The organism is Noviherbaspirillum sp. (assembly GCF_035254865.1).
In the GTDB taxonomy this organism is placed as follows: Bacteria; Pseudomonadota; Gammaproteobacteria; order Burkholderiales; family Burkholderiaceae_D; genus Noviherbaspirillum.
The window spans coordinates 13,550-27,518 of record NZ_DATFAF010000034.1; the positions used below are offsets into that span (position 1 = coordinate 13,550).

The 13,969-nt window shown below is 60.4% G+C and carries 15 protein-coding genes and 1 pseudogene; 13 read left to right on the top strand and 3 right to left on the bottom strand.

Going from position 1 to position 13,969, the window contains the following annotated elements; all coding sequences use genetic code 11:
* Positions 1 to 48: 48 nt before the first annotated feature.
* The 6 genes from hyfB to VJ651_RS09140 are packed head-to-tail and all read left to right on the top strand — an operon-like array spanning position 49 to position 7,218.
* Entirely contained in the window at positions 49 to 2,061 is a 2,013-nt protein-coding gene (gene hyfB / locus VJ651_RS09115; RefSeq protein ID WP_324107151.1) for a hydrogenase 4 subunit B, read from the top strand.
* A complete protein-coding gene (locus VJ651_RS09120; protein ID WP_324107152.1) occupies positions 2,058 to 3,008 on the top strand; it encodes a respiratory chain complex I subunit 1 family protein in 951 nt (316 codons plus the stop codon). Before hyfB ends, VJ651_RS09120 begins: the two co-directional genes overlap by 4 nt.
* A gap of 1 nt (position 3,009) precedes the next feature.
* Entirely contained in the window at positions 3,010 to 3,669 is a 660-nt protein-coding gene (locus VJ651_RS09125) for a formate hydrogenlyase (RefSeq protein WP_136419377.1), read from the top strand.
* A 1-nt stretch (position 3,670) separates the two neighbouring features.
* Positions 3,671 to 5,125: a hydrogenase 4 subunit F gene (locus VJ651_RS09130; protein WP_324107153.1), complete on the top strand. Its 1,455-nt coding sequence runs from the start codon at positions 3,671 to 3,673 to the stop codon at positions 5,123 to 5,125.
* A gap of 3 nt (positions 5,126 to 5,128) precedes the next feature.
* Positions 5,129 to 6,685, top strand: a complete 1,557-nt coding sequence (locus tag VJ651_RS09135) for an NADH-quinone oxidoreductase subunit C (protein WP_414691328.1) — start codon at positions 5,129 to 5,131, stop codon at positions 6,683 to 6,685.
* Positions 6,685 to 7,218, top strand: coding sequence for a formate hydrogenlyase (locus VJ651_RS09140; protein ID WP_324107154.1), 534 nt, complete (start codon positions 6,685 to 6,687; stop codon positions 7,216 to 7,218). The genes VJ651_RS09135 and VJ651_RS09140 overlap by 1 nt, the downstream gene beginning before the upstream one ends.
* A gap of 28 nt (positions 7,219 to 7,246) precedes the next feature.
* Here VJ651_RS09140 and VJ651_RS09145 read toward each other — a convergent pair whose 3' ends face one another.
* Positions 7,247 to 8,977 carry a putative bifunctional diguanylate cyclase/phosphodiesterase gene (locus VJ651_RS09145; RefSeq protein ID WP_324107155.1) on the bottom strand — a complete coding sequence of 577 codons (1,731 nt, stop codon included), beginning with the start codon at positions 8,975 to 8,977 and terminating at the stop codon, positions 7,247 to 7,249.
* Here VJ651_RS09145 and VJ651_RS09150 point away from each other — a divergent pair.
* The 6 genes and pseudogenes from VJ651_RS09150 (at position 8,976) to VJ651_RS09170 (ending at position 12,162) form a co-directional block, all read left to right on the top strand.
* The gene (locus VJ651_RS09150; protein ID WP_324107156.1) at positions 8,976 to 9,224 is read left to right on the top strand and encodes a hypothetical protein; all 249 of its coding nucleotides are present in this window, start codon (positions 8,976 to 8,978) and stop codon (positions 9,222 to 9,224) included. The genes VJ651_RS09145 and VJ651_RS09150 overlap by 2 nt on opposite strands.
* A 36-nt stretch (positions 9,225 to 9,260) precedes the next feature.
* Positions 9,261 to 9,470, top strand: coding sequence for a DUF3460 family protein (locus tag VJ651_RS09155; RefSeq protein WP_324107157.1), 210 nt, complete (start codon positions 9,261 to 9,263; stop codon positions 9,468 to 9,470).
* On the top strand, positions 9,470 to 10,348 hold the full coding sequence (locus VJ651_RS09160; protein WP_324107158.1) for a ScpA family protein: 879 nt from the start codon (positions 9,470 to 9,472) through the stop codon (positions 10,346 to 10,348). Before VJ651_RS09155 ends, VJ651_RS09160 begins: the two co-directional genes overlap by 1 nt.
* Positions 10,321 to 10,422: pseudogene (locus VJ651_RS23625) on the top strand (hypothetical protein); the annotation flags it as partial. The gene VJ651_RS09160 and the pseudogene VJ651_RS23625, both read left to right, overlap by 28 nt.
* A complete protein-coding gene (gene panC, locus VJ651_RS09165) occupies positions 10,400 to 11,239 on the top strand; it encodes a pantoate--beta-alanine ligase (RefSeq protein ID WP_324107159.1) in 840 nt (279 codons plus the stop codon). The pseudogene VJ651_RS23625 and the gene panC, both read left to right, overlap by 23 nt.
* 71 nt (positions 11,240 to 11,310) lie before the next feature.
* Positions 11,311 to 12,162, top strand: a complete 852-nt coding sequence (locus VJ651_RS09170; RefSeq protein WP_324107160.1) for a cobalamin-binding protein — start codon at positions 11,311 to 11,313, stop codon at positions 12,160 to 12,162.
* Between the two features lie 45 nt (positions 12,163 to 12,207).
* On the opposite strand, the gene VJ651_RS09175 is transcribed toward VJ651_RS09170, so the two are convergent.
* Positions 12,208 to 12,717: a DinB family protein gene (locus VJ651_RS09175; RefSeq protein ID WP_324107161.1), complete on the bottom strand. Its 510-nt coding sequence runs from the start codon at positions 12,715 to 12,717 to the stop codon at positions 12,208 to 12,210.
* 129 nt (positions 12,718 to 12,846) lie between these two features.
* On the opposite strand from VJ651_RS09175, the gene VJ651_RS09180 reads away from it, so the two are divergent.
* Positions 12,847 to 13,278 (top strand): hypothetical protein, encoded by a 432-nt coding sequence (locus VJ651_RS09180; RefSeq protein WP_324107162.1) that lies wholly within the window; start codon positions 12,847 to 12,849, stop codon positions 13,276 to 13,278.
* 1 nt (position 13,279) lies between these two features.
* Here VJ651_RS09180 and VJ651_RS09185 read toward each other — a convergent pair whose 3' ends face one another.
* On the bottom strand, positions 13,280 to 13,891 hold the full coding sequence (locus VJ651_RS09185; RefSeq protein ID WP_324107163.1) for a ParA family protein: 612 nt from the start codon (positions 13,889 to 13,891) through the stop codon (positions 13,280 to 13,282).
* Positions 13,892 to 13,969: the final 78 nt, after the last annotated feature.

Sequence of the window (13,969 nt, forward strand, 5' to 3'; positions counted from 1 at the left end):
TAATGGATCCAGAGCGAAAAAATTCGCGGATCGAGACAAGGAACATCGGTGACAGACCTGGGCCAGCTTGATTACATACTATTCGTGATTGCAGGGTGGTTTTTGATAGGCACCTGCGGATTGTTTGTCATCAAGCACACCACGTTCGTCGCACGCGTACTCTTCCCCCTGGGCGCTCTGCTCGGCATCTTTCTCGGCGCGACAGGCCTGGCCGGCATCTGGATCGAGACGCCCCAAACCGTGATCCTGCCGCTGGGGCTGCCCGACTTGCCCTTCCACCTGCGTCTCGACAGTCTTTCCTCCTATTTCCTGTTCGTCTTCGGCATTGTCAGCACGGGCGTATCCGTGTTCTCGGCCGGTTATTTCCGCAAGGGCGAGGGAACGCCGCCCGGCCTGCTCTGCCTCGAGTACCACGTCTGCCTGGCGAGCATGGCCCTGTTGCTGGTGGCAGACGACGCCTATGTGTTCATGGTGGCCTGGGAAACCATGACCTTGTCGGCCACGCTGCTGGTCATGGCCAACCACCGCATACCTGAAGTTCGCCGTGCCGGCTTTCTGTACATCCTGATCTCTCATGTCGGCGCGCTGGCGCTGTTGTTGTGCTTCGGCCTGCTGCAGGCCAATACAGGCGACTACACCTTCGCCAACATGCGACAGCAGCACCTGAGCATGTTCTGGGCATCAATCGCGTTTTTCCTGGCGCTGTTCGGATTCGGCGCCAAGGCCGGCATCCTGCCCCTGCACGTGTGGCTGCCGGAAGCGCATCCCGCCGCGCCGTCCCCGATATCGGCGCTGATGAGCGCATTCGTGCTGAAGACCGGCGTCTACGGCGTGCTGCGGGTGACCTTCGACCTGCTGAATGAGCAGGTCTGGTGGTGGGGAGGCACGACACTGGCGATCGGGCTGGCAACCGCCTTGTTCGGAGTCGTGCTGTGCGCCGTCCAGACCGACATGAAACGGCTGCTGGCGTATTCGTCGATTGAGAATATCGGCCTGATTTTTGTCGGCATCGGCCTGACGATCCTGTTTCGCGCGTACGGCATGTCCGGCCTGGCGGCGCTGTCGCTGACGGCCAGCCTGTATCACATCGCCACCCATGGCGCTTTCAAAAGCCTGCTCTTTCTCGGCACCGGCACCGTGCTGCACGCGACCGGTGAACGCAACCTGGGCCGCCTGGGAGGACTCCTGCGCTTCATGCCGTGGACCGGCTGGGCGGCCCTGATCGGCGCGCTGGCCGCCGCCGGTTTGCCGCCTCTTGGCGGCTTCGTATCCGAATGGCTGTTGCTGCAAAGCTTCCTGTTCACGCCCGGCTTGCCGAATTCTTTCCTCAACATGCTCATTCCCATCGTGGCCGCGGTGATCGCACTGGTCGGTGCCCTGGCGGGATACGTGATGGTCAAGTTCTTTGGCGTCATCTTCCTCGGCCAGCCGCGCGAACCGAAGCTGAACGAGGCCCATGATGCCGACACATGGGAACGTCTCGGTTTCGGATGGCTGGTCGCGGCCTGCATTTTCCTCGGCCTGTTCCCGGTGCAACTGGTGCAGGCCCTGGATCGTGTCACCCACTTTCTCGTCGGCGACGGCATCGCAAGGGCTGTCACGCAAAACGGCTGGCTGATGCTCGCGCCGGTTGCGCCGGATCGTGCCAGCTATGCGCCCGCGGTATTCGTCATGATGCTGCTGGCCTGCTGCCTGCTCGCCTTTATGCTGGTGCGTCGCCTGTACCACGGGCGCTTCCGCCGATCGCCGCCGTGGGCATGCGGTTTCCCGATCATGACCGCGCGCATGCAGGACACGGCGGAAGGCTTCGGTCAGCCGATTCGTGAAATTTTCTCGCCGTTCTTCAGGATGACGCGCGAACTGCCGACTGCATTCGACAAGGCGCCGCGTTATCGGGTTACTGTCGAAGATCCGTTCTGGCAAATGATCTATCGGCCGATCGCGCGGCTCACCGAACGCGTCGCGCGCCTGGTCGGGCTGCTCCAGCAGGGGCGTATCGCGGTCTACTTGCTCTACAGCTTTTTGACGCTGCTGCTGATGTTGCTGCTGGTGACACGATGATCAATTTCTCCGGTCTGCTTCTTCAATTCCTCGAAATCGTGCTGGCGCTGGCGGCCGCGCCGCTGCTGACGGGCTGGGTCAACCAGTGCCGCGCCTGGATGCAGAACAAGTCCGCGCCCCCCCTGTTCCAACCTTATCGCATGCTGCACAAGCTGTTCTACAAGGAATCGGTGCTGGCCGACCACGCCACGCCGCTGTTTCGGATGGTTCCGTATATCGTGTTCGGCTGCATGACGCTGGCCTGCGGCATCATTCCCACCCTGTCGACCGACCTCCCACTGTCGCCGGCGGCCGATGCGATCGCGCTGGTCGGCCTGCTGGCGCTGGCGCGGGTGTTCATTTCGCTGGCGGCAATGGATATCGGGACGGCCTTCGGCACCCTGGGCGCCCGGCGCGAGATGCTGGTGGGTTTTCTGGCCGAACCGGCCTTGCTGATGGTCTTGTTTTCCGCTTCGCTGATCACGCAATCGACCTTGCTGCCGACCATCGTGGACAAGCTGGTGCACCGCGAGCTGGCGATCTATCCCAGCCTGGCTTTCGCCGGCGTGGCCTTCACGATGGTGTCGCTGGCCGAGAACGCACGTGTACCAGTGGACAATCCCGCGACGCATCTCGAACTGACCATGATCCACGAGGCGCTGATCCTCGAATATTCCGGACGCCACCTGGCGCTGGTGGAATGGGCCGCCAGCCTCAAGCTGTTTGCCTACTCCTGCATCGGCATCGCACTGTTCTTCCCCTGGGGTATCGCTACGGTCGAGACGCCTATCGAACTCGTCATGGCACTTCCCATCCTGGCGGGCAAGCTGGCCATCGGCGGTGCCTTGCTTGCACTGATTGAAACGAGCAGCGCCAAGATGCGCATCTTCCGCGTTCCGGAATTTCTGACTTCCGCCTTTCTGCTCGCGGTGATCGGCATGCTCATCCACTTCCTGCTGGGGGCATAGGATGACGAATTACCCTGCGCAATTCCTGAACCTGTTCGCAGCCACCCTGCTGCTGCTGACCTTTGCCATGCTCAGCCAGCGCAGGATTCTGTCATTGATCCATCTGTTTACGCTGCACGGAGCGACACTGGTGGCGGCCACGCTGGTCGTCGCATTCGTGACGCACGAAACCCATCTTTATTTTTCCGCCGCGCTGACCTTCGCGCTGAAAGTCGTCCTGATTCCGTGGATATTGCATAAGCTGATCCGGCGTCTGAACGTCAAATGGGATGTGGAGCCGCTTATCAATGTCCCGACCACGATGCTGATCGGCATCGTCCTGGTGATCATTGCCTTCAACCTGGCGCTGCCGATCGCGCAGCTTTCCTATTCCATCGCACGCGGCACACTCGGCATCGCACTGGCCTGCATTCTGCTCTCCTTCATGATGATGATCACGCGCTCCAAGGCGGTGCCGCAGGTGATCGGATTCCTGGCAATGGAGAACGGACTGTTTTTTGCCGCGACCGCCGCAACCTATGGGATGCCGATGATCGTTGAACTTGGTATCGCGCTCGACATCCTGGTCGGTATCCTGATCCTCGGGGTGTTCATGTTCCAGATTCGCGAACGGTTCGACAATCTGGATATCCACAACCTGGAAAGCCTGAAAGAAGACTGACATGGACGCCTTGGTTCTGGTTCTGCTGACACCGCTGCTCGGCGGCCTGATACTGGGGCTGATCGGCGATCGCGACAGCGCGGCGGAGCTCAACGTCGGTTTCAGCCTCGTCACCTTCATCGCTGCCGCCATGCTGACCGCACAGATCATCGCCGGCGGCCCGACGTTCGGTTTCGGCAAGCTGCTGTTTATCGATCCGCTGAATGTTTTCCTCGTCACGCTGACGGCCTTCGTCGGCCTGACGACATCGCTTTTCTCGCGGCCGTACATGCGCGTGGAGCGCGACCACGGCAAGATGACGCCGCGCCGCATGCGTCTGTATCACAGCATGTACCAGCTGTTCATGTTCACCATGTTCCTCGCCCTGATGACCAACAACATGGGCATGCTGTGGGTCGCAATGGAAGGCGCGACGCTGGCGACCGTGCTGCTGGTCAGCGTGTATCGCACCGCAACCAGCCTGGAAGCTGCCTGGAAATATTTCATCCTGTGCGGCGTCGGCATTGCGCTGGCGCTATTCGGAACCATTCTGCTTTACCTTGCCGCATATCGTGAACTGGGCAGCGGCAGCGATGCCCTGCTGTGGACCAACCTGAACGCCGTCAAAACGCGCCTCGAGCCGACGGTCATGTCGCTCGCGTTTGTTTTCCTGCTGGTCGGCTACGGCACCAAGATGGGCCTGGTCCCCTTGCATAACTGGCTGCCCGATGCGCATGCGGAGGGTCCGACTCCCATCTCGGCGGTGCTGTCCGGACTGCTGCTCAATGTGGCCTTGTACGCGGTGCTGCGTTTCAAGGTGCTGGCAGATGGCGCTCTGCTCAATGGACTGCCGGGCAGGCTTCTGGTCGGTTTCGGTTTGCTGTCCGTGCTGGTAGCGACCTATTCCCTGTCGCGGCAGAAGGATGTGAAGCGGATGTTTTCGTATTCGTCCATCGAGCATATCGGGTTGATGACCTTTGCGTTCGGCATCGGCGGGCCGATCGCCACCTACGCCGGACTGCTGCACATGACCGTGCACTCGCTGGTGAAGTCGGCGATCTTTTTCGCGGTCGGCCATGCGGCGCAGAAGGCGGGCACCCAGATCATGGACGACATCCGCGGCCTGGTGAAGGTCAGCCCGACCGTGGGCTGGGGCATGCTGCTGGGATCACTGGCGATTCTCGGCATGCCGCCCTTCGGCGTGTTCTCCAGCGAATTCCTGATCGTGACGACCGCCATGCGTGAATTGCCATGGGCAACGCCGCTGCTGCTGCTAGCGCTCGGCGTCGCCTTCGCATCGATCCTGAGCCGTGTGCTGTCGATGGTGTTTGGTGAGACCACTGCCAAGCCGCTGGCCCATCCGCCGGCACTGCTGCCGGTCTTCATCCACCTTGGATTGGGGCTGATGCTCGGTTTGTATATTCCCGCTTATCTGAACATGTGGTTCAGGCAAGCGGTCAAGATGATCGTAGGGTGAACGATGAACACGAATACGTTTACCAAGAGATACGCGCTCCCGTTCAAATCGCTGGCGGGCAGCGTGCCGATGTGCGTGGCGGATGTCACGCCGCAGGATTGGCTGCGCGTGGCGCAGATGATCAACACCGAAGGCGGCCGCCTGATTTCCCTCTGGGGAACGGACCGGCATCCGCTCGCGGATCGCTATGTCATGTCGGCCGTCTACTGCGCCGACGAAGGCCTGCTATGGTTGCGTCTAGCGGTGACCGAGCGGGAAGGCTACCCGGACCTGTCCGTGATCTTCCCCTCGGCGGCGAGGATGCAAAGGACGGTGTTCGATCTTCTCGGCATCCCGGCAAATGGTGCGGAAGACACTCGCCCCTGGATCAATCACGGTAGATGGCCCGCATCGTACTTCCCGCTGCGCCATGAGTTCTCGGGACGCGAACAGTTCGACAATGGATTGGAAGAATATCCGTTCGTGCAGGTGGAAGGCGACGGCGTCCATGAGATCGCGGTCGGACCGATCCACGCCGGCACCATCGAGCCCGGACATTTTCGTTTTTCCGTCGTGGGCGAAAAGGTGCTGCGACTGGAGCAGCGCCTCGGCTATACGCACAAGGGGACAGACAAGCTTTTGGTCGGGCGCGAGCTCACCGATGGCGCCCGCATTGCGGGACGGGTATCCGGCGATTCGACCGTCGCCTTCGCGTGGGCCTACTGCATGGCCGTCGAGGGAGCCAGCAAGTGCGAAGTGCCGGCGCGCGCGCTGTGGCTGCGCGCATTGCTGCTGGAGCGCGAGCGCATCGCCAATCACCTGGGCGATCTGGGTGCGCTCGGCAATGACGCCGGGCTGGCGTTCGGCCTGGCGCAGTTTTCGCGACTCAAAGAAGATTGGGTGCGGCTCAACCTTCAGCTGTTCGGCCATCGCTTCATGATGGATCGGATCATTCCCGGCGGCGTCTCGGTCGACCTGGATGCGGCGGGCATCGGCCTGCTGATGACGCAGTGCGATCGCATCGAGGACGAAGTGCGCACGCTGCACGGTATCTACGACGAACATGCGGGCCTGCAGGACCGATTTATTTCGGCCGGCCGCGTGTTGCCGAAGCTGGCGTCGGAACTCGGCTTGTGCGGAATGGCGGGCCGTGCCAGCGGACAGGCCTGGGATGCACGCGCGGATCAGGCGATGGCACCTTATTCGCAGCTCGATGTGCGCATGGCCACGCATCGCAACGGCGATGTCGCGGCGCGCGTGCTCGTGCGCTTCGATGAAATCGCCGAGTCGCTGCGCCTGCTGCGGGAAATCTTGCGGCGCTTGCCGTCCGGCTCGATCGCTGTGTCCTTGCCGGCATCCGGGGGCGAAAGCCTGGGCACGGGCTGGGTGGAAGGCTGGCGCGGCACAGTCCTGGTCTGCCTGGAAACCGATGCGCATGGCAAGGTCCTGCGCTGTCATTGCCATGATCCGTCATGGCAGAACTGGCCGGTCCTGCAACATGCGATCATGGGCAATATCGTTCCTGATTTCCCCTTGATCAACAAATCCTTCAATCTCAGCTATTCGGGACACGACCTCTGATGTGGTTCCTCCTCAAGCAAATCGTCCATGCGGGACTGCCGGCGGAAAAGGCGCCCGAGCCGAATGAGGCCTGGCGCACGGAGCGCGAGCAGATTCAGTCGAATATTCTGTCCATTCTCGGAAGAGCACTCTGTATCCGTCAGGTTGATGCCGGTTCCTGCAACGCCTGCGAGCTGGAGATACAGGCCTTGAGCAATCCCTATTACAACCTTGAAGGACTGGGGATCAAGTTCGTCGCCAGTCCGCGCCATGCCGATATGCTGCTGGTGACGGGGCCGGTGACCAAAAACATGGAGGCTGCGCTCAAGGATGCCTATGACGCGACGCCTCACCCGAAGCTGGTGGTAGGGATCGGCGAATGCGCAGGCAACGGCGGGATCTTCGGCGAGAGTTATGCCAGTTGCGGACGCGTGTCGAACGTGATTCCTGTCGACGTTGTCGTGCCTGGCTGTCCACCGCCGCCGATCGACATCCTGAGAGGGATCCTGTCCGCAGTTACAGCAAAGGCGGGCGAATCGGGGATGCGAGCTTAATGAAAGTCGGCAGCATTGCGCGGGTGTGTTACGACCTGCCGATTCTTTCGATCTCCAACACGCGTTTTTCCAACAACACCGCTAGGCACAGGTCGGCGGGAAGCGCCGGGCTGAAGTAATCGCCTTGCATTTCATCGCAGCCGTGCGCCGCAAGCAGCGCGAGCTGACTGCCGCTCTCCATGCCCTCTGCCGCCACTTTCAATCGCAGACTGTGCGCCATCGTAATGACGGCATCGGCAATCGCAAGATCATCCGGATGGCTTTGAATCTCGCTGATGAAGCTCGGATCCAGCTTGATCCTGTCGACCGGGAAGCGCTTCAGGTAACCGAGATTGGAAAACCCGGTGCCGAAATCGTCGATCGACAGCCCGATGCCAAGCACCTTAAGTTCCTGCAGCACTCGCATGGCCGCAGCCGGATCCTGCATCAGCAAGGATTCCTTGAGGTCGAGCTCGAGATGGCAGGCCGCGACGTCCATGTCGCGCAGCGCCGAAGCAATCGATTGGGCAAAACCGGGGCTCAGGAACTGCGACGGCGAAATATTGATGGCAATCGGCACCTGCAACAGCGCCTGTTTCTGCCACTGCTTGTGTTGCGCGCAGGCAGTGCGAATCACCCAGTCGCCGATCTGGCCGATCAGGCCGGCTTCTTCGGCGAGCGGAATGAAGTCCAGGGGCGGCAGCAGTCCGAGTTCGGGGTGCTGCCAGCGAATCAAGGCTTCCAGGCCGATGACCTGCCCGTCACGCAAATCGATGCGCGGCTGGTAATGCAGCACAAACTCCTCGCGTTCAATGGCCAGGCGCAGACTCCGCTCCAGCGCCATGCGCTCATTCATGCGCTGATTCAGCTCGCATGTAAAGAACTGGGAGTTGTTGCGCCCAAGCTCTTTCGCACGATACATCGCGATGTCCGCATTCTTGAGAAGCGTTTCGACATCCCCGCCATCTTGCGGATAAAAGGCGAATCCGATGCTGCAGCTCGGCACGATGGAATATCCTTCGTAGACGATCGGTTCGACCATGCAATCCAGTATGCGCTGCATCGCATGGGCGGCGACGTTCTCGCAGGCCTGGTCGTAAACCACGATGACGAATTCGTCGCCGCCGATGCGGGCGATGGTGTCGGCCTCGCGCACGCAGGATCGAAGCCGGCATGCCGCTTCAACCAGCAAATGATCGCCTGCTTCGTGGCCGAGACGGTCATTCACAGTCTTGAACTTGTCGAGGTCGATATAGGCAACCCCGAGCTGGCCGCCGTAGCGGTCGGCGAAGCTGATTGCCTGCTGCAGGCGATCGGTAAGCAGATTCCGGTTCGGCAGCCCGGTCAGGGTGTCATGCCCTGCCTGGAAGCCAAGCCGGTCGCGGGCGTATTTCATCTGCAGGTGGGCTTCGATGCGCGCCCGGATTTCCGCCGACCTGAATGGCTTGGTGACATAGTCGATGCCGCCGCAACCGAAGGCGGCGACCTTGCTCTCGGTATCGTCGGAAACGCTGACGAAAATGACGGGAATGCCGTTGAACTGCTTGGACTGTTTGAGATGGCGGCATACCTCGAATCCATTCATCTCGGGCATGTGAATGTCGAGCAGAATCAGATCCGGTTGCGCGCGCTCGATCTGCTCCAGTGCGGTGACGCCGCTGGCGGCGGAACGGACGCGATAACCCTGGCCGCTCAGAATGGCAGCCAGAAGCTCCCGGTCCGTCGACGTATCGTCGACCACCAGGACATCGGCCAGATTCTTGTCAGCAGCCAAAAGCATGGCGCGCCTCTTTCTTCCTGAGTTCGCTCTGCGTCCGGCGAAATTGCAGTCGAGGATAACCGTCACTTCCAGGGTGATTGTCCTGTCTATGCGCCGGAACGGAATATTGCTTAATGGAAATAATACCAACATCAAGATCGGTCCGCCACAAGAACTTGAAAGCATTGCTTGCAAAATGGACAAGCTCGAAGGCCGCTGGCCGCAGGATCGCAATTGCATTGGCGGAATAGTGTCAAAGACAGGGTAAAATAGCGGGTGCATTTTCACTGGGCCCACAACCATCATGGCATTCAGCAAACACAACAAGTTCTACGTCTCCGACTACACCCGATTCCTCACCGAGATGAAGCAGAAGGATCCTTCGCTTGATGAAAAGCAGCGCAATGGTCGCCTGATTCATTGGGACAAGGCGCCGATCGACCTCGACGCCCGTAGCCGCGCGGAAGAATCCCGCATCAATCAGCAAGCCTACGTCTATCAGACCAAGCACTGATGACGACACAGCAGGACGCACTGCTAGCGCACTTGCCGGCTGATGCGCCCGAACTGGCGCTTGCGAATCAACCGGACTCGACTCCCAACGTGATCGACGGCGTGGCATTCGCGAAACTCTACGGCGAGCCGCTGTTCAAGCTCCCGTCGGATCTCTACATCCCGCCGGATGCGCTGGAAGTCTTTCTCGAAGCATTCCAGGGCCCGCTCGATCTGCTGTTGTACCTGATCCGCAAACAGAACTTCAACATCCTCGACATCCCGATGGCGCAGGTCACCCTGCAATACCTCGAATACGTCGAGCAGATCCGCGAGCGCAATCTCGAACTGGCGGCCGAGTACCTGCTGATGGCCGCCATGCTCATCGAGATCAAGTCACGCATGCTGCTGCCGGTGAAGAAGAGCGACAGCGGCGAGGAAGCGGAAGATCCGCGCGCCGAACTGGTGCGCCGCCTGCTCGAATACGAGCAAATGAAGCTGGCCGCGCAGCAGATCGACGCGCTGCCGCAGCTTGGCCGCGACTATGTTCGCGCGCAGATCTTCATCGAGCAGAGCATGGTCACCCGCTGGCCGGAAGTCAGCATGTCCGAATTGCAGGCCGTCTGGAGCGACATCCTCAAACGCGCCAAGCTGACCGCGCACCACACCATCAGCCGTGAAGAACTGTCCGTGCGCGAGCACATGACCGGCATCCTGCGCCGCTTGCAATCGGCAAAGTTTGTCGAATTCGCCGACCTGTTCGATCCCTCGCGCGGCGTGCCGGTGTTGGTTGTCAACTTCATCGCGCTGCTCGAACTGGCGAAAGAAACTCTGATCGAAATCACGCAGGCCGAAGCTTTTGCGCCTATCTATGTCCGATTGGCTTATTCTCCGACCTGAACTTCACCATCCCCGGCCGCACCAGGCTCATTACCGTAGCAAGGCTGTTCCATGAAAATCATTTCCTCTATTGACGAATTGCGCGATCAGTTGCGCGGACAATTGCGCACCGCCTTCGTGCCCACCATGGGCAACCTGCACGAGGGACATCTTTCGCTGATGCGCCTGGCGCGCAGGCATGGCGATCCGGTGGTGGCTTCGATCTTCGTGAACCGCTTGCAATTCGGCCCGAACGAAGATTTCGACAAATATCCGCGGACCTTCCAGGCCGATGTGGAAAAGCTGGAAAAGGAAGGCGTGTATGTGCTGTTCGCGCCGACCGAGCGGGACATGTATCCGGAGCCGCAGGAATACCGCGTGCGTCCGCCGGACGACCTGGGCAATATCCTGGAAGGCGAGTTCCGCCCCGGCTTCTTCACTGGCGTGACAACCGTCGTGCTGAAGCTGTTCTCCTGCGTGCAACCGCGCGTCGCCGTTTTCGGCAAGAAGGATTACCAGCAGTTGATGATCGTGCGGAACATGTCGAAGCAGTTCGCGCTGCCGACCGAAATCATCGCAGCGGAAACCTACCGTGCGGACGACGGACTGGCGCTCTCCTCGCGCAACAGCTATCTGTCGCCGCAAGAGCGCGCGGAAGCCCCGGCGCTGTACAAGCTTCTCAATGAAGTCGCCGATGAGGTCCGCTCCGGACATCTCGACATGTTCGAACTGGAGCGCCAGGCGATGGCCAGGCTGGCGAAGCGCGGCTGGAAACCGGACTATATTTCGATCCGCAAGCGTGCCGATCTGCAACCGCCGTCCGCCGGCGATCTGGCGCAAGGCGAGCCGCTGGTGGTGCTTGCCGCGGCCAAGCTCGGTGTCACGCGTTTGATCGACAACCTCGAAATCTGAGCACCCGCCACGCTCGCAATAGCCGGTAACCAATGCGGCGCAAACATCTAACGCGGCTTATCGCCTGCAGCATGCTCGCGCTGCTTCCCCTGGGATCAGCGCGCGCTGCGATTTCGGTCGTCGACGACACCAAACGAACCGTCACCCTTCCCGCGCCAGCCCACCGCATCGTCAGCCTCGCGCCGCATGTAACCGAACTGCTTTTCGCGGCGGGCGCCGGTCCCTATGTCGTCGGCGTTTCCGAATTCAGCGATTACCCGGCGGAAGCCAGGCGAATTCCTTCGGTCGGCAGCGGCTTGTCGCTCGACATGGAACGCATCATTCAGCTCAAACCCGATCTGATCGTCGGCTGGAACAACGGCAACGCAGCGCCGCAATTGGCAAGGCTTGAGCAGCTTGGCATTCCGGTTTTCAAGAGCGAACCCTACGACTTCGCCGCGATTGCGCATTCCATGGAAAGCCTGGCGCATCTGGCGGGGACCGACACGACCGGCGAAGCCGCGGCCAACGCTTTCCGCACGCGCCTCAAGCATCTGCGCGAAACCTACCAGCACCGACGCAGCATCACCGTCTTCTACCAGATCTGGCGATCGCCGCTGATGACGCTGAACGGCACGCACATGGTGTCTTCCGCGATTCGTCAATGCGGCGGCGTCAATATCTTCGCGGACCTGCCGCAACTCGCTCCCACCGTCAGTGTGGAGGCCGTGCTGAAGGCCGATCCTGAAGCGATCGTTGCCAGCAGCGGCGAACAGGATGACGTGTTTTCGCCCTGGCGCCGCTTTCCGAAACTGAAGGCGGCCGCGCGCGGCAACCTCATCCTGGTCGACGGCACACTGATGAACCGTTCCGGTCCGCGCATCCTCGATGGCATGGAAATGTTGTGCAGGGAACTCGACGCGGCACGCTTGAAAAAACCCTGAAGGATTGCTGCAAAGGCGAGTCCCGCTTTGTCGCTCAACAGATCCTCAAAGCGGCATCAGCATCAGATCGGTATCGCCCGGGTCGATGCCCTGCTGCGACAACAGCGTCGTCACCTGTGCGCGATGATGCGTCTGATGGTTAAAGAGGTGGGCCACCAGCAACCATGCCGGTCGGGTGCGCGTCGATTTGGTCAGGCCGCTGTACCAGCTGAAATCGTGGGCCAGCCATTCTGTGTCGAGTGTCGCAGCCCAGGCCAGAATGTCCTCGTCCATCGCTGATCGCGCAGCCCTGAGCGCATGCCAATCCTCATACAGGTCAGTGCCAATCGAAGCCTTCGGATACGTCTTCGCCAGCGGCGTCTCCTGCGTAAAACGGCCCAGCCACATGTAGTCGCCCCAGATGATGTGGTTCAGGGTCGAATGGATCGACTTGAAGAACGCACCGCGATCCGACTTGCGCTCTTCATCCGTCAGGCGCTCGCACGCCTGGTAAAGCTTTTCATTCATCCAGTGGTTGTAGGCTGCCATGGTCTGCGCGTATCCGGGTGCAATCATATTCAATCCCTGCAATAAATGATGAAATCAGCAAGGACATGATAGCGAACCGCAGGCTGGAATGTGTTGACGCAAGGGCAAGCCCATATATAATCGTTCGATTTCGCGGGGCAGGCTGCACGTCTTGCAATGGTTTGTTCGATTCCGGGCGCTGATCGCGTGGCCGGTTGTTTCGCATCGTGGATTCAGTGGAAATTTATGGGCTTCTCGAACGAAAAACCTGTTTTCCGTCAGCGTCGGATGCCGCAACGGAAAAGAACCGCCCTGATCACGGGCGGCTGCGTGCTGGGCACGTTCGTCGCGCTGTCCTTTTACCCACCGGCCCTGGAAGCCGCGCGCAGCCTTCTCCCCCAGCCGAAATCCAACGCAATCGCTTCCCAGAACGACAACTATCTGTCCCCAGCGGAAGCGCGAAAACAGCATCTCTCGGAAGCCGGGACTGCAGTGCACGGGATGTACATCAAGGATCCCTACGGCTGCGTCTACATGTTTCAGTACGTCTCAGCGCGCTTGTCACTCATTCCGGTCGTGTCCGAACACGGAAAACAAGTCTGCGAATAAATTACTGCTGCACCCACTTCACCACTTCCTGCCACTGCTCGAGATCCTTCTCCACCCGCGACGGTGCGACATCCCAGACCGTGGCGCCGTGGGCGGCGAGCTGAACGTAGTTCTGCGTGTCGCGCAGATAGCCGAGCACAGGCAAGCCAAGATTGCTGACGTAATGCGCCAGCTGGTCCGCGGCGCGGGTGCGAACGTTGATGCGCATGCCCAGCACACCGACGCTGGCGCTGCCATGCCTGCTGGCGAGGCGCTGCAGGAATTCCTGGGTTGCCAGAATATCGAACATCGATGCCTGGAGCGGCACAACGACCTTGTCGGCAATGCGCAATACCTCTTCAAGCCGCGCACCGGAGAGTCCGGCCGGCGTATCGAGCACGATATGCGTGGTGCCCTTGGGCGGCCTGGCAACATGGCCGTTGACAATGTCCCAGGCGGCGATCGGCGGCAGGCTGCCGGGACGCAGCGCCAACCATGCGCGAGAAGACTGCTGGACGTCCGAATCGCCGAGCATGACCTTGTGGCCCTGCTTGGCGAAATATCCGGCGAGATTGGTGGCGATGGTGCTTTTGCCGACGCCTCCCTTTGGATTCGCAATGACAATGACTGGCATGTTCCCCCCGATGAGTTGACATGTTTGCAATACTCTTGTCGTTTCGTGCCAATGACGCAACGTTTCCAAAGAGCATAA